Annotated in this window: 17 protein-coding genes; 12 read left to right on the top strand and 5 right to left on the bottom strand. The window is 61.9% G+C overall.

Annotated elements, in window-relative coordinates; all coding sequences use genetic code 11:
• Positions 1–103: 103 nt before the first annotated feature.
• Positions 104–2,167 carry a transketolase gene (tkt, locus tag CI807_RS24525; protein WP_095016595.1) on the bottom strand — a complete coding sequence of 688 codons (2,064 nt, stop codon included), beginning with the start codon at positions 2,165–2,167 and terminating at the stop codon, positions 104–106.
• A 175-nt stretch (positions 2,168–2,342) separates the two neighbouring features.
• Between tkt and CI807_RS24520 the strand changes: the two genes are divergently transcribed.
• The gene (locus CI807_RS24520) at positions 2,343–2,567 is read left to right on the top strand and encodes a DUF465 domain-containing protein (RefSeq protein ID WP_095016594.1); all 225 of its coding nucleotides are present in this window, start codon (positions 2,343–2,345) and stop codon (positions 2,565–2,567) included.
• Positions 2,568–2,821: 254 nt separating this feature from the next.
• On the opposite strand, the gene CI807_RS24515 is transcribed toward CI807_RS24520, so the two are convergent.
• On the bottom strand, positions 2,822–4,198 hold the full coding sequence (locus CI807_RS24515) for a VOC family protein (RefSeq protein ID WP_095016593.1): 1,377 nt from the start codon (positions 4,196–4,198) through the stop codon (positions 2,822–2,824).
• Between the two features lie 289 nt (positions 4,199–4,487).
• On the opposite strand from CI807_RS24515, the gene CI807_RS24510 reads away from it, so the two are divergent.
• Both CI807_RS24510 and CI807_RS24505 read left to right on the top strand, forming a co-directional pair.
• A complete protein-coding gene (locus CI807_RS24510; protein ID WP_095016592.1) occupies positions 4,488–5,897 on the top strand; it encodes an OprD family outer membrane porin in 1,410 nt (469 codons plus the stop codon).
• 69 nt (positions 5,898–5,966) lie between these two features.
• Positions 5,967–8,603, top strand: coding sequence for a glucosidase (locus CI807_RS24505; RefSeq protein ID WP_177409601.1), 2,637 nt, complete (start codon positions 5,967–5,969; stop codon positions 8,601–8,603).
• Between the two features lie 27 nt (positions 8,604–8,630).
• Here the strand turns inward: CI807_RS24505 and CI807_RS24500 are convergent, their stop codons facing one another.
• Both CI807_RS24500 and CI807_RS24495 read right to left on the bottom strand, forming a co-directional pair.
• Positions 8,631–10,058 (bottom strand): serine hydrolase, encoded by a 1,428-nt coding sequence (locus tag CI807_RS24500; protein ID WP_095016590.1) that lies wholly within the window; start codon positions 10,056–10,058, stop codon positions 8,631–8,633.
• Positions 10,059–10,082: 24 nt separating this feature from the next.
• Positions 10,083–10,997 carry a LysR substrate-binding domain-containing protein gene (locus CI807_RS24495; protein WP_095016589.1) on the bottom strand — a complete coding sequence of 305 codons (915 nt, stop codon included), beginning with the start codon at positions 10,995–10,997 and terminating at the stop codon, positions 10,083–10,085.
• A gap of 379 nt (positions 10,998–11,376) precedes the next feature.
• Here CI807_RS24495 and CI807_RS24490 point away from each other — a divergent pair, with 379 nt between their 5' ends.
• The 9 genes from CI807_RS24490 to CI807_RS24450 all read left to right on the top strand — a co-directional run bounded on the left by CI807_RS24490 (position 11,377) and on the right by CI807_RS24450 (position 23,590).
• Entirely contained in the window at positions 11,377–12,939 is a 1,563-nt protein-coding gene (locus CI807_RS24490) for an ABC transporter substrate-binding protein (RefSeq protein WP_095016588.1), read from the top strand.
• Positions 12,940–12,941: 2 nt separating this feature from the next.
• Entirely contained in the window at positions 12,942–13,883 is a 942-nt protein-coding gene (locus tag CI807_RS24485; protein WP_033902298.1) for an ABC transporter permease, read from the top strand.
• On the top strand, positions 13,880–14,758 hold the full coding sequence (locus CI807_RS24480; RefSeq protein WP_095016587.1) for an ABC transporter permease: 879 nt from the start codon (positions 13,880–13,882) through the stop codon (positions 14,756–14,758). Before CI807_RS24485 ends, CI807_RS24480 begins: the two co-directional genes overlap by 4 nt.
• The gene (locus CI807_RS24475) at positions 14,755–16,398 is read left to right on the top strand and encodes an ABC transporter ATP-binding protein (protein WP_095016586.1); all 1,644 of its coding nucleotides are present in this window, start codon (positions 14,755–14,757) and stop codon (positions 16,396–16,398) included. The genes CI807_RS24480 and CI807_RS24475 overlap by 4 nt, the downstream gene beginning before the upstream one ends.
• 111 nt (positions 16,399–16,509) lie before the next feature.
• Positions 16,510–17,763 (top strand): OprD family porin, encoded by a 1,254-nt coding sequence (locus tag CI807_RS24470; RefSeq protein WP_016977186.1) that lies wholly within the window; start codon positions 16,510–16,512, stop codon positions 17,761–17,763.
• 130 nt (positions 17,764–17,893) lie between these two features.
• Positions 17,894–19,012 (top strand): succinylglutamate desuccinylase/aspartoacylase family protein, encoded by a 1,119-nt coding sequence (locus CI807_RS24465; RefSeq protein WP_095016585.1) that lies wholly within the window; start codon positions 17,894–17,896, stop codon positions 19,010–19,012.
• A gap of 27 nt (positions 19,013–19,039) precedes the next feature.
• Positions 19,040–20,233, top strand: coding sequence for an ornithine--oxo-acid transaminase (gene rocD, locus CI807_RS24460; RefSeq protein ID WP_095016584.1), 1,194 nt, complete (start codon positions 19,040–19,042; stop codon positions 20,231–20,233).
• A complete protein-coding gene (acnA, locus tag CI807_RS24455) occupies positions 20,230–22,884 on the top strand; it encodes an aconitate hydratase AcnA (RefSeq protein WP_095016583.1) in 2,655 nt (884 codons plus the stop codon). The genes rocD and acnA overlap by 4 nt, the downstream gene beginning before the upstream one ends.
• Positions 22,877–23,590 (top strand): transporter substrate-binding domain-containing protein, encoded by a 714-nt coding sequence (locus CI807_RS24450; protein WP_095016582.1) that lies wholly within the window; start codon positions 22,877–22,879, stop codon positions 23,588–23,590. Before acnA ends, CI807_RS24450 begins: the two co-directional genes overlap by 8 nt.
• Here CI807_RS24450 and CI807_RS24445 read toward each other — a convergent pair.
• A complete protein-coding gene (locus CI807_RS24445; RefSeq protein ID WP_095016581.1) occupies positions 23,576–23,938 on the bottom strand; it encodes an NUDIX hydrolase in 363 nt (120 codons plus the stop codon). The genes CI807_RS24450 and CI807_RS24445 overlap by 15 nt on opposite strands.
• Positions 23,939–24,004: the final 66 nt, after the last annotated feature.

Raw genomic sequence — 24,004 nt, 5'->3', positions numbered from 1 at the left:
CCGCTGTAAGAGCGGAACCATAAGTAGCCGTTACCCAAATAACGGATATGTACCCACCCAAAAAAACTGCCCCCCGGCATTCGCGATCAATCCCACTTTTAGCTCAACCCTGAATCAGTTGAACCTGCGATAAAGCCTGCTCCACCACATTCTCCACCGTAAACCCAAACTTCTCCTGCAACTTGGCCAGCGGCGCCGACGCGCCAAAGCTGTTCATCACCACCTTGGCCCCGGTCTGCCCCACATACCGATCCCAACCCAATGGCCCAGCCTGTTCCACCACGACCCGCGCCTTCACCGCTGGCGGCAACACGCTGTCGCGATACGCCTGGTCCTGGTCTTCAAACAACTCCCAACTCGGCATCGAGACCACCCGCGCCGCAATCCCTTCGTTTTCCAACTGTTCATACGCCGCCACGGCCAGGCTGACCTCGCTGCCGGTCGCCAACAGAATCACCTTGGGCTCGTTGGCACTCGCCAACACATAAGCCCCTTTGGCTGCCCCGGACGCCGCCGCATATTTCGTACGATCCAACGTCGGCAACGGCTGGCGCGACAACACCACACAACTCGGCCGATGGGTTTGCGCCAGGGCGACCTTCCACAGTTCCAGGGTTTCATTGGCATCGCCGGGCCGCAGTGTCAGCAACCCCGGTGTGGCGCGCAGTTGCGTGAGGTGCTCGATCGGCTGGTGCGTCGGCCCGTCTTCACCGACGCCAATCGAGTCATGGGTAAACACAAACACCACCGGCAATTCCATGATCGCCGCCAGGCGGATCGGCGGTTTCATATAGTCACTGAACACCAGGAAGGTCGAGGTGTAGGGCCGCAGGTAGGACAGCGCCATGCCATTGGCAATCGCGCCCATGGCGTGTTCACGAATGCCGAAGTGCAGGTTGCGCCCGCTGTAGTCGTCGGCACTGAAACGCTCGGCGCCGTCGAAGGTAAGGTTGGTCTTGGTCGACGGTGACAGGTCTGCCGAGCCGCCGAGCAACCAGGGGATTTGTTGGGCAAACGCATTCAGCACTTCGCCACCGGCTGCGCGGCTGGCGATACCCTTGGGATCGCTGTCGAAGTGCGGCAAATTATCTTGCCAATGCTCGGGCATTTCTCCTGCACGCATGCGGCGCAACTCGTCAGCCAGTTCCGGCTCGTACTGCTCCAACTGCGACAGGTGCTGACTCCAGGTTTCGTACAACGCCTGGCTGCGTTCCAACAGGGCATCACGCAAGACGGTGCGCGCGTCGTCCGGCACCAGAAAACTTGAATCCTGCGGCCAGCCATAAGCAGCCTTGGTCAGACGAATCTCATCATCACCCAATGGCTCGCCATGGGCGGCGGCGGTGTTGTGCTTGTGGGGCGAGCCGTAGCCGATCACGCTGTCGACCACGATCAGCGTCGGCGCTCCTGTGTTCGCCTTGAATGTCTCCAACGCTGCGCTCAGCGCCTGCAAGTCATTGGCGTCAGTCACGTGCAACGTGTGCCAGCCATAGGCCTGGAAGCGCTGGATCACGTCTTCGCTGAACGCCAACTCGGTGTGCCCTTCGATACTGATGGTGTTGTTGTCGTAGATCCAGCACAGGTTCGCAAGCTTCAAATGCCCGGCCATCGACGCGGCTTCGCTGCTGATGCCTTCCATCATGTCGCCGTCACCGCACAGGGTGTAGACGTTGTAGTCGAACAACACCTTGCCATCACGGTTGAAACGCTCGGCCAACCAGCGCTCGGCCATCGCCATGCCGACGCTGTTGGCGCAGCCCTGGCCGAGTGGCCCGGTGGTGGTTTCCACGCCAGTGGTCATGCGGTACTCGGGATGGCCCGGAGTTTTTGAATCGGCCTGCCGGAACTGCTTGATATCGTCCAGGCTGATTGCCGGCTGGCCAGTGCGCTTGCCATGGGCGTCGATTTCCACCACACCCGCCAGGTGCAGCAGCGAATACAGCAACATCGACGCATGCCCCACCGACAACACAAAACGGTCACGGTTGGGCCAGTCGGGATGCTCCGGGTGATAGCGCAGGAAGCGACTCCACAGCGTGTAACCCACCGGCGCCAGGCCCATGGGCGTGCCCGGATGGCCAGAATTGGCCTTCTGCACGGCGTCCATGGCCAGGGTGCGGATGGTGTTGATGCATTGGGTGTCGACAGCGGTGGCGGCATGAGTCATGAAACCGGTCTCCCTCGAATGGCTATCTAGAGTGGAGGGCAGGGCGCCGCAAAGGTTTGATCCAAACACCTGCGCCGCGACGAACGGGGCTGTATTGACCCCGGACATGACAAGACCCCTCGCAATGGTCTAGCTTCTAGGGCGTAAGCCATTGATCAACGTGCGGAGGTACGCCATGCCAGTGAAACACGACCTGTATCAGGACTTGGGGTTGAGCAAGGAAGTCGTTCACGAACGCAGGGCGAGCGACAAACGCCTGGACTCGCTGCTCACTCAATACGATGACGCTGACAAGGAGGTGCTGAAGGCAGAATCGGCAAGCGCCAGCGATGAGGAGGTGGAGAAGCTGAAGAAGAAACGGCTGTTGATCAAAGACGACATTGTGGCGAAGTTGGCATAAGCCAAAAACACACCACCCTGTAGGAGCGAGCTTGCTCGCGAAAAACGTCAACGATAACGCAGCGCTTCTGGTTCATCGCGGCGCTCTTAGGTTTTTCGCGAGCAAGCTCGCTCCTACAGCAGGGGCGGACACATTTGTTCAGAATTGTCTGAAGGACAGGGAGGCTTACACTGCCTATGATGCCCACCGCCCACCCGGCTCTGGGGACTGTTGCGGCGCAAGGATTGCGCTGGTGAGCCGGGTGGGTACTTCATTCAGGCCAGCAGTGCCTGTGTGCACGCATCAATCGAGCGCTGCTGCGTCTCGCCATACAGCTTCAATTCATCGATCGTCCGACGGCCCAGCGCCTTTTCAAATTCGGCCTGGTTCGAATTGGCCGCGTAGTGACTCTGCGCCGCATCCCCCAGGTTCGACTGGAAAATCCCCGCCGCACTCACCGGCAGAAAATCTTCATACACCAAAGGCTCCACATCGATGTGGCCCGCTGCGATCAATGCGTCCAGGGTTCGCGGTTGATCAGCCGCACCACGCGCCGCCAGACCCTGCTCGGTGGTGAAGTAGCGGAAGTAGGCCAGGCCCTGTTCACGCATCTGCGCGTGATCATCCGGGAAGGCCTGGAAGTGCCGTTCCATCAATTCGACATAACGGGTGGCGTTGCCTTCATTGGGAAAAGTGCCCAATTCGTCGCGCGCGGCGTTCAACAACTGGTCGTACAGCGCACGGCCTTTGGGCGTGAGCGCTACGCCGCGTTGTTCGATTTCACCAAAGCGTGCGCTGTGGCTGCCTTGGGCGTCGGTAAAGGCGATGGGTTCGTCCAGGGCCTTGAAGCTGGTCTGGCGCAGCAGGATCGGGCAGCGGCGGCGAGGCGGTCCTTCGATCACGGCTTTTGGCGTGATGCCTTTGCCGGGCATGGCGGCCTGGACCTGGTCGATGTCCAGGGTGCGCGGAGTCAGGTGGTTGATGTGCGGGCCTTTGAAGGCGACCACGTCGGCGATCAAGCGATGCTGGTCGCTCAGTTGCTGGTACTGCGCGCCGGTAACGGTGGCGGTGTGGTGCCAACGGAATGTTTCCAGGGCCTGGCCGATGAACTCATCGGCATCCACGGCGTTGAGGCCGCCGTGCTTTTCCGCTTGTTCGATCAGCGCCAAGGCGCCGGGCGTGAAGATCGAGCGCTTGGCCAGGGCGGTTTCGGCAAAGGCGCGCAGGTCGGGGTTCTCGATCAGTTCCAGGCGCAGCAATGAGGTAAACACGCGAAACGGGCTGGTTTGCAGCGCCTGTTCGTGCACGGCGCGAAACGCGGTGGAGTGCACGGGCACGCCAGCCGGTGTCAGGTCGTAATAGCCCACCGGTTGCATGCCCATCACTGCGAACAGGCGGCTGATGGTCGCCAGTTCCTCAGCCGTGCCCAGGCGGATCGCGCCGTGGCGTTCCATGTCCAGGCGCTGGATTTCGCCGGTGCGTTGCAGCTGCTGCGCCAGCTGCGGCTGGGTGTCGAGCACGTGGGCATTGGTCTCGGCCACCAGCTCCATCAGCGCGCCATACAGGGGAACTTCATCTCGGTACATGTCGGACATGGCCTTGGAAAAGCCCTTGCGGATCTCGTCTGGGCTGACATGTGCGGTACTAGGCATAGAAAAATTCCTGATGGCTATGACGATAGAGGTGGCCTGTGCCTGGATTTTGTTGAGCGCAAGGCGCGCTTGCAAACGAAGAATCCTCAGGACTTCATTCTGCAAATGAATGAGATGACGTGAATATGACAAAAACCAGCCCTTGAGAAATTTCATTTAAGGGCGATTTTCCTAACTAATTCTTCACGGAGTCCGCCCCGGTCGGCATGAAAGAATCGTCACGTTTGCAAGGATGAAAACGCCGTTATGCACACCAGACACATAAAAAAATGTTTAGGGGCTGTCGTTAATGAAAATTTCTACACTGGCGTTGTCGATCACCGCCGCCGTTCTTGCACAACAGGCATTCGCTGATGATTTCGGGCTCGGTTCGCTGGGCACGGGCAACGGTCACAGCGGTTTCCTTGAAGACAGTCACGCGGCCATCAGCTCGCGGACCATGTACTACAGCGCGGATAACCGCTCGGGGACCAACAACGACCTGCGCGAAACCGCAACCGCGCTGCGTTTTGACTACAAATCCGGCTTCACCCAAGGCACCGTCGGCCTGGGGTTTGACGTCATGGCCTTCGGCGCGCTGCGTCTGGACGGTGGCGATGGCCACACGGCGGGCGCGGGCCTGTCGGGCAACGGCAACAGCTTCTTTCCGACCAAAAACAACGGCACTGAACCTGCCGATTCTTTCGGTCGCGCGGCGGGCAACGTGAAGTTCCGCATTTCCCAGACCGAATTGCATGTGGGGGGTGGCTTGGCGCCGGTGTTGCCGATCCTGGTGTCCAACGACAGCCGCGTGGCGCCGCAGACCTTTGACGGCGGCATCCTGACCTCCAACGACATCCCCAACGTCACCTTCACCGGTGGTGAGCTGAACCGCGCTGAAGGCCGTGCCTCCAGCAACTCTACGGGCTTGAGCGTGGCCGGCGGCACCCGCGACAGCGACAGCTTCAAATTTGGTGGGGTGGACTACAAACCGTTTGGCTCTTCCGACAACGTCATCGCGAAAAACCTGACGTTGCAGTACTACTACGCCCAGTTGCAGGACTTCTACAAACAGAACTACTTCGGCCTGGTCCACGTATTGCCGCTGGGCAATGACCAGTCGTTCAAGACCGACCTGCGCTACTTCGACAGCAGCAGCGACGGCAAGAACGGCGAGAGCGGCTATCAGTTCAACAACAACGGTGGCTATGCCAAGCACGCCGGCGAAGTGGACAACAAGACCTACAGCGCGGCCTTCACCTACCAGTTGGGCGGCAGCAGCTTGATGCTCGGCCACATTGGCGTGGGTGACGACGGCGGCTTTGTGTGGGTGAACCAGGGCAGCCTGGCCGATCCGCATGCACAAGGCGCTGGCGGCAGCGACTTCTACCTGTTCACTGACGCCGTGGTCGGCCAATTCTCCCGCGCGGGCGAGCAGGTCAACTTTGGTCAGTACTCGTATGACTTCAAGGCCTACGTGCCGGGCCTGAAGGCGTCCGTGGCTTACCTGGATGGCCGGGACATCAAGTCGAAGGTCGCCGGTGGCCCTGACCAGAAAGAAAACGAAGCCGACTTCCGCCTGGACTACGTCGTGCAGGCCGGTCCTCTGAAAGGTTTTGGTACGACTTTCCGTACCGGCACCTATCACGGCAAGAACACCGGCACCGCCGACCAGGACCAAACCCGCCTGATCTTCAACTACACCTACGCGATCTTCTAAGTCTTCATGTGCACCCGGGCGTCATTGGGCTCTACACTGCCTCTCACCTGGTAGGCAATGGAGGACCCGATGACGGCCACACCCGACAACCGAATACGTGCAACCCTCGAAGGCCAACGCCTGGCGCAGCCGGATGCCGAGCGGTGGCGCGAGTGGGGCCCTTATTTAAGCGAACGCCAATGGGGCACGGTGCGCGAAGACTACAGCGCCGATGGTGACGCCTGGACCTACTTCCCCCATGAACACGCACGCAGTCGCGCCTATCGCTGGGGCGAGGATGGTTTAGCCGGTTTCAGCGACAAGTCCCAACGCTGGTGCTTGGGCCTGGCCCTGTGGAACGAGCGTGACGCGATCCTCAAGGAGCGCCTGTTCGGCCTCAACAACGCCGAAGGCAACCACGGTGAAGACGTCAAGGAGTTGTACTTTTTCGTCGACGGCGTACCGAGCCATGCCTACATGCGCATGCTCTACAAATACCCCCACGCCACCTTTCCCTACGCCGACCTGATCAGCGAAAACGCCCGGCGTGGCCTGGCGGATGCCGAGTACGAGATCCTCGATACCGGGGTGTTCGAAGACAACCGCTACTGCGATGTCAGCGTCGAATATGCCAAGCACCAGCCCGACGACATTTTCATGCGTATCACCGTACACAACCGTTCGGGGCAACCGACGCGTTTGCAGGTGTTGCCCCAGCTGTGGGCGCGTAATGACTGGAGCTGGACCTTCGACGCGCCCAAGCCGCAGTTGATGCGAGACGGTGAACAGGTGCTGGCGCGTCATCATGAATTGGCGGATCGCCATCTCAGTGCCTGGGGCCAGGACGGCGTGGAATGGTTGTTCTGCGAGAACGAAACCAATGTCCCCCGGTTGGATGGGCAGCCGGCACCGGGGCCGTTCAAGGACGGGATCAATGATTACGTAGTCGGCGGTGACCACACTGCGATTCGACGCGACAGCGGGACTAAAGTCGCCGCGCGCTTCATCCTCGACCTGGCAGGCCTGGAAAGCAAAACCCTCTACCTGCGTTTTGCGCCGGTCGACGCGCCGCCAGTCAACGCCCGCAAACTGTTCGAACAACGCCGCCAGGAGGCCGATGACTTCTACGCCGCCTTGCAACGCGGCATCGCCGATGAGGATGCGCGCAATGTGCAGCGTCAGGCCCTGGCCGGGCTGCTGTGGTCCAAGCAGCTCTACTATTTCGACGTGAACCAATGGCTCGACGGCGACCCGGCACAACCTGCGCCGCCGCCCGAGCGCCTGCATATCCGCAATACGCATTGGCGGCACCTGTCGAATTTCGACATCCTTTCCATGCCCGACACCTGGGAATACCCGTGGTACGCCTCGTGGGACCAAGGCTTCCAGGCAGTGGCCATTGCGCTGATCGATCCGGGCTATGCCAAGCAGCAACTGTTGCTGCTGGTGAAAGATCGCTTCATGCACCCCAACGGCCAGTTGCCCGCTTACGAATGGCGCTTCGACGACGCCAACCCGCCGGTGCATGCCTGGGCCAGTTGGCGGGTCTACCAGCAGGACAAGGCGCTGACCGGCGTAGGTGATATGGATTTCCTGGAGCGGATATTCCACAAGCTGCTGCTGAATTTCTCCTGGTGGGTCAACCGTAAAGACGCAGAAGGCCGAAACCTGTTCCAAGGCGGCTTCCTCGGGCTGGACAATATCGCCTTGTTCGACCGCTCGGCCGCGTTGCCAGCGGGTTACCAGTTGGATCAGGCCGACGGCACGGCGTGGGTCGCGGCCTATGCGCTGGACTTGATGCGCATCGCGCTGGAGCTGGCCAAGCGCAACGGGGTGTATGTCGACATCGCAGTGAAGTTTTTCGAGCATTTCCTGTATATCGCCGGCGCCATCAACCGCGTCGACGACAGCGCCGAAGGCCTGTGGGACGAGCAGGACCTGTTCTTCTACGATGTGCTGCATCGCCCCGATGGCCAGAACGAGCCGGTGCGCCTGCGTTCGATCGTCGGGCTGATGCCGCTGTTTGCCGTGCTGGTGCTGGAGCAGCGCGAGCATGAAGGCCTGCAAGGGTTGCGCGAGCGTTTGCTGGGCTTCATGAAGCACCGGCCGGACCTGGCCAAACTGGTCTCGCGCTGGAACGAACCGGGGCAGGGCAATCGCCTGTTGCTGGCGTTGTTGCGCGGTGAGCGCACCAAGGACCTGTTGCGGCGCATGTTGGATGACGACGAGTTCTTGTCGGCCTTTGGCGTGCGCTCCCTGTCCAAGGCGTTTGCCGAACAACCGCTGGCGTTGAAGATGAACGGCAATACCCTGAGTGCGAGTTACCAGCCGGGCGAATCCGACTCGCGGCTGTACGGCGGCAACTCCAACTGGCGCGGGCCGTTGTGGATGCCGGTCAACTACATGCTGATCGAGTCGTTGCGGGAGTTTCACCGCTATTACGCGGACAACTTCTCGGTGGAGTACCCGACCGGCAGTGGTTACCTGTCCTCCCTGGAGGACGTCGCCGACGGCCTCAGTCAGCGCCTGACGCGTCTTTTTCTGCGTGATGAAAATGGCTCACGGCCGTCGATGGCGGGTTACGCCCAGCTGGAAGCAGACCCGGCCAGCCGTGATTTGGTGTTGTTCCACGAGTATTTCCACGGGGAAACCGGACGCGGGCTGGGCGCATCCCATCAGACGGGATGGAGTGCGCTGGTGGCGTTGTTACTGCAGCCGGGTGCTTAAGCCTCCCTATGGCGAGCGGCAGGTCGCTTAGCGCGATGTGCCGATCAACACTGCCTGCTCGCGCTCCGCACTGTTGACGTTAACCGTGCGGGCAACGCTCACGCCATCCCCGTCAAACACACACACCACCCGATCCCTGAATGCCGTTTGCGGGTAGATCCAGGTCATTTCCAGTGTCCTGGCGTCCAACCAGCGGGCACCGGCAACGATCTGCGCGCCGTTGAATTCATAACCGTGATGCAACGCCCGGCCGGGCATGCTGGTCAGGCCGCTGAGCCAGTGATCAACGCCCACTTTCAACGAATGGGTGGCCTGACTGTCGCTGAGTTCGAAGGTCAAGGCATCGCCTGCAAACTCAAACGACAACCGCTGCACGCCCAATCCGTTGTCGGCCATTTCAAACACGCGCTTCCCATTCGCCGGCGCAGCACATAAAGACACTAGCGCAGGTCGCTCGGCCATGCTCGCCAGCCGCTGTTCCAGGCGTGCATCCGCGCCAGGGCTGCCGCCGCGGGTAAACGCCGCCGGGAAATAGGCCTCGACAAACGGCAGGATCGCCGCCGAGTTTTTCATCCCACCCACCAATACCAGCGTCGCGCCATACTCGCGGTACACGGCGGCCATCTGCACAAACACCCCCAGTGCACTGAAGGCCCCGCTGGGTTTCATCATCCAGTGGTAGCCGTAACGACTGTCCGGCCCGCCTTGGGGTTGGGTGGCGGCGCGGACCCAGGCGGCCGGCAGTATTTGCTGCCCATTCCACAGGCCGTCCTGGGCGTGCAGCACTGCCAGTTTCAGCGCCGCCGACACGGGGGCGGTGAGGCCATTGCCGCCGGGGTTCACGCCGTCCGGGCCGATGTCCCAGGTTTCGTTGTGAATATCCAAGGGGATGAACAGGCGCGGCTTGAGATAGTCGTGCAAGGTCTGCCCGGCAACGCGATTGATCAGCGCCGAGAGCATGTAGCTGGCCGCGCTGGTGTAGACGTATTCGGTGCCCGGCGCATAGGCCAGTGGGATCTTGAAGAATTCCGCGATCCAGCTGGTGCTGATGCCGCGCCATACGGAGCCGGACGTATTGCTGGCGTGCCCGGTGCGCATGGTCAGCAGGTGTTCGACGGTCATGTCGGCCAGGCGCGGGTCGGCGTCGGCAGGCACTTCGTCGGGGAAGAAGGTGACCAGGCGATCGTCAAGCTTGAGCAAGCCTTCTTCGATGGCCAGACCGATGGCGCAACCGGTGAAACTCTTGGCCATGGAGTGCAGCACGCGGGGTTCGTTAGGGTCGACCGGCCAGGTCCAGCCTTCGGCGACGACATGGCCATGGCGGTGCAACATGAAGCCATGCAGGTCGAGGCCGGCGGCCTTGACGGCGTCGAGAAACGCGATCAGGCGGTCGGGGTCAACGCCAACACTGCTGGCGCTGGCGCGGGGCAAACCGTCGTAGGAGGTCAGGGGCATGGAAACGCTCGGCAAGAGGGTGGATCAACGGCTGCGGTGCACCAGCCGGGAATAGGAAATCAGCATGCTGGTGAGTTCCTGGCTGACCCCGGTGAGGGGCGCGGAACGACGGCTGATCAGGCACACATCTCGGGGCGCCAGGGGTTCTTCGATGGCGATGGTGGTGAGTGCGCTGGAGAACAGCTTCATCCCCGGCAGCATGCGCGGCTCGATGGTCAGGTAGTCGGTTTCGGAGACGATGTGCAGGGTTTCCAGCAGTGAGTCGGTGGTGATGGCGATCTTCGGCGGCGCCAGGCCTTGGGTGCGGAACAGTTGGACCAGGCGGTTTTCGGCGCCGCCGATCACACCGGTGGAGCGCACGCTGATCCATTGGCAGTCCACCAGTTCCTGCACCGACTTGGCCTGGGCCAGCGGGTGGCCCTTGCGTGCAATGATGCCGGCGTTGGAACTGTAGAGGCGGTCGATGGACAGGTCGATGTCGGTGACGTTCGGCGCCAGTGGGCACAGCACGAAATCCAGGCGGCCATCGCGGACTTTTTCCACCAGGCCCTTGGTGGTGCCGCTGGCCACATGCACCTGGATGCGCGGGAAGCGCTGGGTGAAGTTGCTCAGCACCGGCACCAGCAGTTCGGCCAGGGGTTCGGAGGTCACGCCCAGGTCGATATGGCCTTCGGGTTCGCCTTTCCAGGGTTGCAGGTCGAGCAGGGCGCGTTCGCAGTCGAGGGTGATCGAACGGGCGCGCACCAGGAACACTTCACCGGCCGAGGTCAGGTTGATGCCTTGGTTCGAGCGTTGCAGCAGCACCACGCCGAGTTCTTTTTCCAGGGTCTGGATCGACTGGGTCAGGGTGCTTTGCGCCACGTCCAATTGGCGTGCGGCAGAGCGGAAGCTGCCTTTTTCGACCACGGCACAGAACGCACGAAGGTGGGTGAGAGTCATGAAGGACTGCCTCAGGTTTCAGCATTTAAACCATTGAATGCCCGACAGCTTATCTGATGGCTACAGGTGCGCACAGATCGGTTTGGCCGATCAGGTTCATTATTTTTGAACGCATGCAAACGGCTCCAGGCCCTGATTTTTCGGTAGGCTGGAGTCAAGTCAGGACAGGCTTGGCAAGTGATCGGAAAAGCCGAGCCTGATCACCTGGAGCGTTCTTCTCAAGCTTGCCGCGTGAAGAATAAGATCGGTCCAGGAACATTCGCCAACCGTGAAGGCGACTAAAACAACAACAACTCTCCAGGTGTTCGGCCGTGCCTCTTTTTGGGTCCTGCCAGCGTCCGAACCCCATGCGTAAGGAACATTTAAGGTGCAGTTATCCATGAACAAGACTCTTATCCTGGCAGGCGCCTTGTCTGCGGCGCTGGTGGGCACTGCCCACGCTGAAAGTGTATTGAAGGTGGCGCTCAACGCTGACATCCGCAGCACCGACCCGGGTGTGAACCGCGACACCAACTCCGACGCCGTGATCATGCACATCACCGAGGGGTTGGTAGCCTTCCGCGAAGATGCCACCGTTGGCCCGCTGCTGGCCAAGGACGTGCAGGTGTCCGACGACGGCCTGCGCTACACCTTCCACCTGCGCGACGGGGTGAAGTTCCAGAATGGCAAGGCGTTGACGTCCGCTGACGTGCTGTGGACCTGGAAGCGCTTCCTCGACCCCAAGACCCAGTGGCGCTGCGCCCCTGAATTCGATGGGCATGGCGGTGCGAAGATCGTCGACATGAACGCCCCGGACCCTCTCACCGTGGTGTTCACCCTCGACAAGCCCAACGGCCTGTTCCTGACCAGCACTGCGCTGCCTGAATGTGGCGGCAGCGGCATCCTGTCGGCGGACTCGCTTAACGCCGATGGCAGCTGGAAAGCCCCGGTCGGCACCGGCCCTTTCCAACTGGGCGAGTGGAAGCCTGGCCAATACGTCGAGTTGCTGCGCAACCCCAACTACACCCCGCGCGACGAAAAAGAGCCGGACGGTTACACCGGCAACAAGTCCACCAGTCTGGACCGCGTGCGCCTGCTGGTGATCCCGGACCCGGCCGCCGCCAAAGCCGCGTTGTTGTCGAAAAACGTCGACCTGCTGATTGATGTCACCCCGCTGGACGCTACTGAACTGGCCGCCCATTCCGGTGTGCGTGTGACCTCCAGCGGTACCATGTCGGTGAATGCCTTGCTGTTCCAGACCCGTGATCCGCTGCTTAAAGATGTGCGTTTGCGCCAGGCCATCGCCCATGCCCTGGATTCGGCGCAAATCGTCGAGGCGCTCACCGGCGGTCGCTCCAAGGCCAACAACTCGATGGTTGCCAGCGGCAGCCATTACCACACCGCCGTCGAAGACCAGGGCTTCACCTTCGACCCGGCCAAGACTGCGCAACTGCTGCGCGAAGCCGGCTACAAGGGCGAGCCGATCAAGCTGATCGTCAACAAGCGTTACGCGGCGATCTTCGACATGGGCGTGTTCGTGCAGGCCATGGCCAAGGCCAGTGGCATCAACCTGGAGCTGGAAACCCTGGAGTGGGGCACGCAGTTGGAGCGCTACCAGAGCGGCAACTACCAGATGATGGCGTTCCCGTATTCCGAGCGCCTCGACCCGGCCTTGAGTTTCGACTCGATGACCGGCGACAAGGACAAGGAGTCACGCAAGGTCTGGGACAACCCCCAGGCCCGCGAGTGGCTGCGTGAAGCCCAGCGCGAAGGTGACATCAGCAAGCGCCAGGCGCTGTTCGATCAACTGCACCAGCAGATGATCAAGGACGTGCCAATGATCCCGATGTACAACGGCAACGCGATTGCCGCCAGCCGTGACTACGTCAAGGGCCTGCGCACCTGGCCTGTGTCCAAGCCGCGCCTGTGGACCGTCAGCGTCCCCGCCACCGGGAGTAATTGAGGATGTTCCGGTTTATCTCTCAACGCCTGGCGATGTCGGTGCCGACCTTGCTGCTGATATCGCTGATGGTGTTCGCGATCATCCGCCTGGTGCCGGGTGATCCCGCGTTGTTGATGCTTGGCGACATGGCTGATGCCCACAGCCTGGAGGTGGCGCGCGCGTCCCTGGGGCTGGACCAGCCGTTGCCGGTGCAGTTTGTGATCTGGCTCAAGGCGGTGCTCAGCGGCGACCTTGGGCATTCGATCACCACCAATGAGGCCGTGTTGCCGCTAATCCTGGATCGGTTCCAGATGAGTGCCGGGATTGTCTTGGTGTCGGTGTTGTTGGCGGCCTTGATTGCGGTGCCGGCGGGTTTGCTGTCGGCGTGGAAGCAGGACAGCGCGCTGGACTTCGGCGTGGTATCGACGGCGACGCTGTTGCTGTCGATCCCCAGCTTCTGGCTCGGCCTGCTGTTGCTGTATGCGTTTGGCATCAAGCTCGGCTGGTTGCCGGTGGTGGGTTACGTGTCGTTCGGCCAATCACCGTGGCAAGCCTTGAGTTTCATTGTGCTGCCGATTGTCACCCTGACCTTGGTGGAGCTGGGTGCGATCACGCGGATGGCACGGGCCAGTGCCATCGAAGTGCTGCGCCTGGAGTACATCACCCATGCCCGCGCCAAGGGCCTGTCGGAGCGGGCGGTGTTGTGGCGCCATGCGTTGCGCAACTCGTTTGCACCGACCCTGACCCTGATCGGCCTGATCCTTGGCAACCTGCTCAGCGGCATTGCCGTGCTGGAAACCGTGTTCACCCTGCCGGGTATCGGCCGGCTGATGGTCGACGCCATCTACGCCCGGGACTACCCGGTGCTGCAAGGCTGCCTGCTGCTGGTGACCTTTGTCTATGTGCTGGTCAACCTGTTGGTGGACCTGCTGTACCCGCTCTTCGACCCCAGGGTTAAGTTATGAATAAGCCACTTCCTGCTGCACCCGAGGTGCTGTTGCCTGCACCGGTGCGTGCCCCCAGGGCCTGGCGCGTGCCGCCGTTGAACGCGCTGATCGGTGCGTTCCTGTTGGGCTTGCTGTTGATCATGGCCGCGCTCGGCCTGGTGTGGACGCCCCACGACCCGCTGGCGCTGAACTTGCTGGCGCGGTTGCAGGCCCCGACCGCTGCGCACTGGCTGGGCACGGATGAATATGGCCGCGATGTGTTGAGTCGCCTGATGATCGGCGCGCACACCAGTCTGTGGGTGAGTGTGCTGACGGTGAGCATGGCGATTATCGCCGGTACGTTTCTCGGCTTGCTGGCCGGTTTCCTGCGCGGCTGGGTCGACCGTGGCCTGATGATGGTCAATGACGCGTTGTTGGCATTCCCAGGGATTTTGCTGGCGCTGGGCCTGATGGCGATCATCGGCCCGAGCCTGTACGGCATCGTCTTCGCCCTGAGCCTGGCCTATACGCCTTCAGTGGTGCGGGTGGTGCGCGGCACTGTGCTGTCGCTGCGGGAGAAGGAGTTTGTCGAAGCTTCACGGGTGATCGGCAATTCCGAGCTGTACACCATGCTGCGCCACATCGCGCCGAACTGCGTGGCGCCGGTGTGTGTGTTGGCCACCAGCATGTTCGGCTGGGCGATTCTCGCGGAAAGCTCGCTGAGCTTCCTCGGCCTGGGCGTACCGCCACCGGCGGCGACCTGGGGCAACATGCTCGCGGCCAGTCGGCCGTACATCGCCACGGCCAGTTGGCTGGGGCTGTTTCCCGGTGTCTGCATCGCCATGGCGTTGTTGGCGTTCAACCTGTGTGGCGACGCGTTGCGTGACCGCCTTGATCCACGGATGAGTAAATGAGCATGACTGACGTATTACTGGCAGTCGATCACCTGAAAATCCGCATCGGCGCCCACGGCCCGCTGGCGGTCAATGACCTGAGCTTCACCATCGCCCCCGGCGAAATCGTCGCCTTGGTGGGCGAGTCCGGCAGCGGCAAGACCATGGCCGCCCGCGCCGCCATCGGCCTGTTGCCGCCACCGCTGGAACACTGTGGCGGTCAGGTCCGCTTCCAGGGCCATGACCTCAACAGCCTCAAGCCCGAGCAACTGCGCGAGCTGCGTGGGGCCAAGATCGGCATGGTGTTTCAGGAACCGATGGTCTCGTTGAACCCGTCCATGAGCATCGGCGAGCAAATGGCCGAGGGCCTGCGCCTGCACACCAAACTGACGGATGCGCAGATCCGCGAACGCAGCCTGGAGATGCTCGGCCATATCGGCATCAAGGACGCCGAGCGTTGCCTGACGGCGTTCCCCCACGAGTTCTCCGGCGGCATGCGCCAACGCATCATGCTTGCCTCGGTGATGCTGTTACGCCCGGCGCTGCTGATTGCCGATGAACCCACCACCGCGCTGGATTGCCTGGCGCAGCTGGACGTGTTGAAGCTGATGCTCGACCTCACCCGCGAGCAGGGCACGGCGATTCTGTTCATCAGCCATGACCTGTCCCTGGTGGCGCGCTACGCCCACAAGGTGGTGGTGATGCGCGAAGGCCGCGCGGTGGAGCAGGGCACCATCGAACAGATTCTGCTGGCGCCCAAGGCCGAGTACACCCGGCAGTTGCTGGAGGCCTTGCCACGTCGCGGGGTACTGGCGGACTTGCCCCAGGCCGACGGCCCGCTGCTGACGGTCAAGGACGTGTGCATCGAGCATCCTGGCCCGCGCAGCCTGTGGGGTCGCACCGCGTTCAAACGCGTGGTGCATTCGGCCAACCTCAGCATTGCACCGGGGGAAACCCTGGCGCTGGTGGGCGGCAGCGGTTCAGGCAAGACCACCCTCGGCCGCGCCATTGTCGGCCTGAACAAGGCCTGTGCCGGCGCTATCGAGTTTGAAGGCGTGGACATCCTCAAGTCCGGCAACCGCGAACATCGCCTGCAATGCCAGATGATTTTCCAGGACCCGTACTCGTCCCTCGATCCGCGCATGAAAATCGGCGACATCCTTGCCGAACCGTTGCGCCATGTGCCCGGCATGAGTGCCGAGCAGAAACGTGAACGGGTCACCAAGACCCTGCTGGACATCGGTTTGGCCGAGCAGTTTGTCGACCGCTTCCCGCACCAGCTCTCCGGTGGCCAGCGCCAGCGTGTCGCGATTGGCCGCGCACTGGTGCGTCATCCTCGATTGGTGATTGCCGACGAGCCGATTTCGGCGTTGGACATGACCATCCAGAAGCAGATTCTGGAGCTGTTCGAACGCCTGCAGGCGCAATACGGCTTTGCCTGCCTGTTCATCTCCCACGACCTGGCGGCGGTGGAACGCATCGCCCACCGAGTGGCGGTGATGAGCGAGGGCCGGGTGGTGGAAATGGGCGCCCGCGATGAGATCTTCGACCGCCCGCAACACCCTTACACCCGCAAGTTGCTGGCCGCTGCCAGCCCCTTGGAGAAGCTTGAAAACGGTGGCTACCGCATCCGCCAGGGCCCCGTACCGCTAGTGCTGTAACCCAGGACTGACTTTGCCCGCCGCGCAAATCCCGGATTTGCGCGAACGGCGAAGCCATGCCCGAAGAACAATAAAAACACCCCAACCCCCACACTGCCAGGAGCTAAAAAAATGAAAAAATCCCTGACTCAACTCATCACCGGCGTAGGTGTCGTGAGCAGCGGGATGATCCCGTTCGCCGCCCATGCCGACTTCATCAAGGACAGCAGCGGCACGCTGGAATTGAAGAACTACTACTTCAACCGTGACTACCGTGAAGAGGCCAGCCAATCGGTGCGTGCCGAATGGGCCCAAGGCTTTTTGCTGGGGATCAAGTCGGGCTTTACCGACGGTACCGTGGGCTTTGGCCTGGATGCCATCGGCATGCTTGGCGTGAAACTCGACTCCAGCCCGGACAAGTCCGGCACCGGCTTGCTGCAGCGCGACAGTGACAAGCGCGCTTCCGACAGCTATTCCAAACTGGGCGTGACCGCCAAGGCCCGCTTGGCCAAGAGCGAGCTGCGCGTGGGCTACCTGGTGCCGGATCTGCCGACCCTGCAACCCAACACCAGCCGCCTGTTCCCGCAATCCTTCAGCGGTACGCAACTGGTGTCCAACGACATCAGCAACCTCAAGATCAGCCTCGGCCAACTGGACCAGGCCAAGGATCGCGACTCCACCAACTACGAAGACATGAAGCTGACCACCATCAGCAAGGTCTACAAAAGCACGGCCCTGAGCGACCAGTTTCGCTTCGCCGGCGGTGATTACTCGCTGACGCCCAACACCTTGCTCAGCTACCACTATGCCGAGCTGGACAGCATCTACCACCAGCAATATGGCGGCTTCAAGAACAGCTTTGGCCTGGGGCCGGGCAACCTGAAGACCGACGTGCGCTACTTCAAGGCCGACAAGGACGGTGCGGGCCTGGCGGGTAACGTCGACAACCGTGCCTTGAGTACACGCCTGACCTACCAGTACGGCGGTCACAGCATCGGCGGCGGCTTCCAGCAGCAGTACGGCACCACGCCGTTCACCTACCTCGATGGCTCCATCAGCTACCTGTTCACCGAATACCAGTTCACCAACTTCACCCAGACCAAGGAGCGCGCCTGGCATGCGCGCTACGACTACAACTTTGCCGACCTGGGCCTGCCGGGCCTGTTGTTCGGCATCAAATACGCCAAGGGTGATTCGGCTGAGGTGATCGGCTTCAACGGCGAAGGCCGTGAATGGGAGCGCGACCTGGACATCAGCTACGTGGTGCAGACCGGCCCGTTCAAGGGCGTGTCGATGCGCTGGCGCAACGCCCTGGCCAAGGGCAACTTCTACAACGACGTCAACGAAAACCGCGTGCTGCTGGGCTACACCCTGGCGCTCTGGTAGCCACAGGCGGGGCGGCCTGGGCTGATCGGTTTTGCAGATCAAGATAGCCCCGGCCGCCCTTACAGGCGATCACCCGGTCTCGTTAGTATTTTCTCAAGTTCTGTCACTCGAATATCGAGACTTCTGCGTTATGAAACTTAAACAACACCCCTTGCTGCAAGCGACACAAGGCACCCACCGATACGTGGAAAGTGAGCATTACGGTGCAGTGGGTGCCGGTCGGAAAATCTATATCCAGGCGGCGCTGCATGCCGATGAAACCCCGGCGATGCTGGTGGCTGCGCACCTGCGCCAGCAACTGGCGGCGTTGGAAAATGCCGACCGCCTCAACGCGCAGATCGTGCTGGTGGCCGTGGCCAACCCGGCCGGCCTGGGCCAATACATCCTGGGTGCGCCCAGTGGCCGTTTTGAACTGGGCAGCGGGCGCAACTATAACCGTGGATTCCCGGTGCCTTTTCAGGCCATTGCCGAGAAAGTCGAGCACCGGCTCGGCCAGGACATCGACGTCAACCGCACGCTGATCCGCCAGGCCTGGGGTGAATGCCTGCGCGCCGCCCAGCCGATGGATGAGTACCAGTCGCTGCAACAGACCCTGATGCTGCTGGCCCACGATGCCGACATCGTGCTCGACCTGCATTGCTCCCGCGAAGCGGCAATGCACCTCTACACCGGTGAGTCAGTGTGGCCGACCATCGAGCCATTGGCCCGTTACATCGGCGCCGAAGCGACCTTGCTGGCGACCGACTCCCAGGCCAATTCCTTTGACGAAGCGCTGTACTTGCTGTGGGTCAACTTGCGCGAGCGTTTTGGCGCGCGTTTCCCGATCCCGGACAGCAGCATCGCAGTGACGGTCGAGCACCGTGGCCAGCGTGATGTGTCCTACGAACTGGCGGACCACGACGCCACTGCGATCATCGATTACCTGACCCACCTCGGCGCCATCGATGGTACCCCGCGCTCTTTGCCGACGCTGCGCAGCCCGGCCACGCCGCTGGCGGGCAGCGAGCAGTTCTACGCACCGAGTGCCGGGGTGCTGGTGCACCGTGCGGCGGTGGGCAGCCGGATCGAAGCAGGGCAGGCGCTGTTCGATATCGTCGACCCCCACAGCGGCAAGACCATTACGGTCAACAGTCACAACACCGGTGTGCTGTACATGCGCCGTGATGTGCGGTTTGTGAAACCGGGGGACCCGTTGGGTCGTGTCTCCGGAGCTACACCGATTCGCAGCGGCAAGCTGCTCAGCGCTTGATCCGATATCTACTAGGCAGGACTCTCCATGCACTCCAACCCGGCAATCACCCTCGAAAACCAATTCTGCGCCCATAACTATTCGCCACTGCCGGTGGTCATCGTCAAGGGCGAGGGCGTCTGGGCCATTGGCGATGACGGCAAGCGCTACCTGGACATGATGTCGGCTTATTCCGCCGTCAGCCACGGCCATGTGCACCCGCGCATCCGCGCCGCCGCCGTGGCGCAGATCGACAAGATCAGCGTGGTATCCCGGGCGTTCTACAGTGAGCCGTTGGGCAACTTCCTCAAGGCGCTGTGCCGCATCAGTGGCTTCGATTCCGCGCTGCCGATGAACAGTGGCGCCGAAGCCGTTGAGACCGCGATCAAGGCGGCCCGTCGCTGGGGCTATCGGGTCAAGGGCATCGCCGCGAACCAGGCAAAGATCGTCGTGGCCGACAACAACTTTCACGGGCGCACCTCAACCATCGTCGGTTTCTCGTCCGAGCCGGACTACAAGGCCGACTTCGGCCCGTTCTGCAACGGCTTTACCGAGGCACGCTTTGGCGATATCGAGAGTTTCCGCCAGGCAATCACGGCTGACACTTGCGCGGTGTTGATCGAGCCGATCCAGGGTGAAGCGGGTATTCGTGTGCCGCCAGCCGGTTTCCTACGCGAGCTGCGCACCTTGTGCGATGAGACCAACACCTTGCTGATCCTCGATGAGATCCAGTCGGGCCTGGGCCGCACCGGCAAGTGGTTTGCCTTCCAGCACGAAGGCATTCGCCCGGATGCGTTGATCCTGGGTAAAGCGCTGGGTGGCGGGATCATGCCGGTGTCGGCGTTTTTGGCGGATCACTCGATCATGGATCTGTTTGATGCCGGCAGCCACGGCTCGACCTTCGGCGGCAATCCGCTGGCCGCCGCCATTGGCCTGGAAGCCTTGAACGTGCTGGAGGACGAAGGCTTGATCGACAACAGCGCGCAGCTCGGCCATTACCTGGTGGAACGTCTCCAGGCCATGAACTCCCCGGCGATTAGCGAGATTCGCGGGCGTGGGCTGTGGGTCGGTGTGGAGCTGGACCGCGACGCGCGGCCAATCTGCGAAGCGTTGCTTGTCGAAGGTTTGCTGACCAAGGAAACCCATGAAAACGTGCTGCGCATCGCGCCGCCGTTGTCCATCACCCGCGACGAACTGGATTGGGGCCTGGCGCGTATCGAACGGGTCTTCGCGCAACTATGAGTGACTTTCTCAACCATTTGCACATCGACGGCCAACGTTACGCCTACATCGACCTGCATAAGCTGCTGACACCTGCGCAATTGCACCGGCTGCCGTATTCGCTGCGCATCCTGCTGGAAAACATCGCCCGTTGTGCCCCGGCCTCATTACCTGCCGTGCTTTCGCGCGCCACGGGACAGGGGCCTGATTGTGAGGTGCCATTTCAGCCCAATCGCCTGATGTTCCACGACACCACGTGCCTGCCGGCGCTGGCGGACTTTGCCGGCATGCGCGATGTGGTGGCGGAACTCGGCGGTGACCCGACGGCGGTGAACCCGGCGATTCCGGCGGTGCTGACCATCGACCATTCGGTGATTGTCGAGCACTACGCCGAAGCGGGGGCGGTGGAAGCCAACCTGGACATCGACTTTCGCCGCAACAGCGAGCGCTACCGTTTTATCAAGTGGGCCCAGGCCAGCCTGGACAACTTCAAGGTGATCCCGCCAGGTACGGGGATCATCCACCAGATGAACATGGAGTCCATCGCGCAGGTGGTGTGGGAAAGTCCCGCTGCTGACGGCGGTGTGCTGCTGCACCCCGATTGCATGGTCGCCACCGACAGCCATACGCCGATGATCAACGCGATCGGTGTGTTGGGCTGGGGCGTGGGCGGGCTGGAAGGGCAGGCGGCAATGCTGGGCGAGCCGGTGCCGATTCCGTTCCCGCAGGTGGTGGGGATTCGCGTGAACAACGCCTTGCGTCCCGGCGTGACGGCGACGGACCTGGCGTTGACCGTGACCGAGTTGCTGCGTCAACGCAGCATGGTCGGCAAGTTTGTCGAGTTCACCGGGCCGGGGTTGGTGTCGTTGAGTTGGGCGGCGCGAGGCACGGTGGCGAACATGGCGCCAGAGTATGGCGCGACCGTGGTGTTTTTCCCGTTTGATGACGAAACCTTGTCTTACCTTGAATTGAGCGCGCGCCCGGCGGCGCTGCTGGCCAAGGTCTCGGCCTATATGGCGGCGCAGTCGTTGTGGCGCCAGGAAGGGGAACCCGAGCCGCAGTTCGATGAATTGATCGAGCTGGACCTGGCGCAGGTGGAACCGAGTGTGGCCGGGCCGCATCAGCCCCATCAGCGTCAGTCGCTGGCGGGGGCTAGTGCCTCGTTTCATCAGCATGTGCAAGGCGAGGCCGGGCAGCCGTTTTTAGAGCCATCGTTTAATGCGCCGCTGACCCACGGCGCGGTGGTGATGTCGGCGATCACCAGTTGCACCAACACTGCCAACCCGGCGCAGATGATCCAGGCCGGGTTACTGGCGCGTAATGCAAGGGCACGTGGCGTGGGGCGCAGGCCGTGGGTGAAGACCTCACTGTCGCCGGGCTCGCGGGTGGTCGCGGACTATCTGGAAGCAGCAGGTTTGCTGAAGGATTTTGCTGCGCTGGGTTTCGACTTGGCGGGTTTTGGGTGCATGACCTGCATCGGTAACTCTGGCAGCCTGGAAGCGCATGTGGAGACCTTCGCCGAGCAGGGCCTCAGGGGCGTGGTGGTGCTGTCGGGTAATCGCAATTTCGAGGGGCGGGTCAACCCGAAAGTCCCGGCCGGCTACCTGGCATCGCCCGCGCTGTGCGTGGCGTATGCGATTGCCGGGAGCATCGACATAGACCTGTCCAGCCAGCCACTGGCACTGGATACACAGGGCAGGCCGGTGTACCTGCATGAGCTGATGCCCAGCGACGCCGAGGTGTCGGCGCAAGTCTCTGAAGTGGTACGGCCGGCGTTGTTCCAGCAACGCAGTGAACTGCTCTGGCAAGGCACGCCTCACTGGCAGGCGCTGGAAGCCGATGGCAGCGTGCAGTTTGCCTGGCATCCCGACTCCACCTACCTGCGCCGCCCGCAGTACCTGGCGGATGTTCAGGCGTTGCCGGTGACGCGCTTATCGGTGCGCAACGCCAGGGTATTGGTGGTGCTGGGCGACAACGTCACCACCGACCATATCTCGCCAGCGGGTACCATCCCGGCGCAGAGCCTGGCCGGTGCCTGGCTGCGTGAAAGGGGCGAGGCCGAGGCGGATTTCAACCAGTACTCGACCCGGCGCAGCAACCACGAGGTGATGGTGCGTGGCGCCTTTACCAACCCGCGCCTGAACAACCTGTTGGACCCGACGCAAGCGCCGCGCCAAGGCGTGTGGGCGTGGAACGCCGACCATACGGACTATCAGCCGCTGTACCTGGCTGCGCAAAGCTACGTGGGTACGCCTACGGTGCTGTTTGCCGGGATCAACTACGGCGCTGGCTCCAGCCGCGATTGGGCGGCCAAGGTCCTCAGTCTGCTAGGTATCAAGGCGGTGGTGGCGCGCAGTATCGAGCGTATTCATCGCAGCAACCTGATCGGCATGGGGGTGTTGCCGTTGGTATTCAACGAGGGGCAGACAGTGCAGGAATTGGCGCTGGAGGGCAGCGAGCGCCTGACTTTCCTCGGCCTGGATAACCTGCAGGTGGGCGAAAACCCGATCACCCTGCAGATCGATCGCGCCGACGGTGGTCTCACTCAATGCAGTCTGGTGTTGCGCCTCGACTCGCTGCAAGAGCTTGGTTACCTTGTGCACGGCGGCGTGCTGCCGTTTGTGATCCGCAAGACCGTGCAACGGACCCGCCAAGGAGCGCTTGATGATTGACCCCCGCGTACTGCAACAATTGGCCCCCGATGGCGTGCTGCGCGCCGCCATCAACTTCGGCAACCCGGTGCTGGCGCAACGTGGTACGAACGGAGAGCCCCAGGGTGTTTCCGTGGCGCTGGCCAAGTCGCTGGCTGCAGAGCTGGGTGTAGAGTTGCAGCTCATCACGTTTGAGGCGGCGGGTAAGGTCTTCGCGGCCTTGGCCGAGGACGTCTGGCGCGTGGCGTTCCTGGCTATCGAGCCGGTGCGTGAAAAGGAAATCGCCTTCAGCGCGCCGTATGTAGCGATCAAGGGCACGTATCTGGTGGCGGCGGACTCACCTTTTACGCACGTCGCACAACTGGATGCGCCGGGCCGACGCATCGCCGTCGGTCAGGGCGCGGCCTACGATCTGTACTTGAGCCGAACGGTCGAGCATGCCGAATTGGTACGCGCGCCGACCTCGGCCGCAGCGGTGGATTGGTTTATCGAACAAGGTTTGGATGCGGCGGCAGGGGTGCGGGACTTCCTGCAAACCCAGGTCACCGCGCAAAGCCGCTTGGTGCAGGACGATTTCATGACCATCCGCCAAGCCATGGCCGTACCGGTGGCGCACGCAGCCGCTGCCGCGTTCGTCAGGTCCTTTGTCGAACGGCAGAAAGAGAATGGCGGGGTGAAACGAGGTCTGTTGGCCAGTGGCCAAAGCGCTGAACTACAGGCGACGTAGAAAGGATTTAACGATGTGTCGGGTGGCGTCGGTGGTGTCCAGATCATCCATGGCGCCATAGGGGTGCCACTGGCAATCGATTATTTCATTGCAAGGTTTTGCATCGGCGATGTTCACCACCGACGCTTCGAACACGTGATGGACAGTGTCGCGGGCTTTCAACTCCTGCAAGTACAACAAGCCGTCCACGTTCAATCCGGTTTCTTCTTCCAGCTCCCGCTCAGCCGCGCCAACCGGTCGCTCATTGCGTTCGACCTTGCCGCCCGGCAGCGCCCATTTCGATCTGGCCTTGCGCACGAAGAGGATATGCCCCTCGTGTTCGCAAATGACCGTGGCCCTTATTTTCATCGTCTGTGCCCCGCAGCGGGATGAGTGTCATAAAAGTGTAATGCAATTGTCATGCTAAGTGGTTAT

The organism is Pseudomonas sp. NS1(2017) (assembly GCF_002269425.1).
GTDB lineage: Bacteria > Pseudomonadota > Gammaproteobacteria > Pseudomonadales > Pseudomonadaceae > Aquipseudomonas > Aquipseudomonas reactans.
Note: the sequence above shows the minus strand (reverse complement) of the source record. Positions and strands in the feature narration are given on the sequence as shown.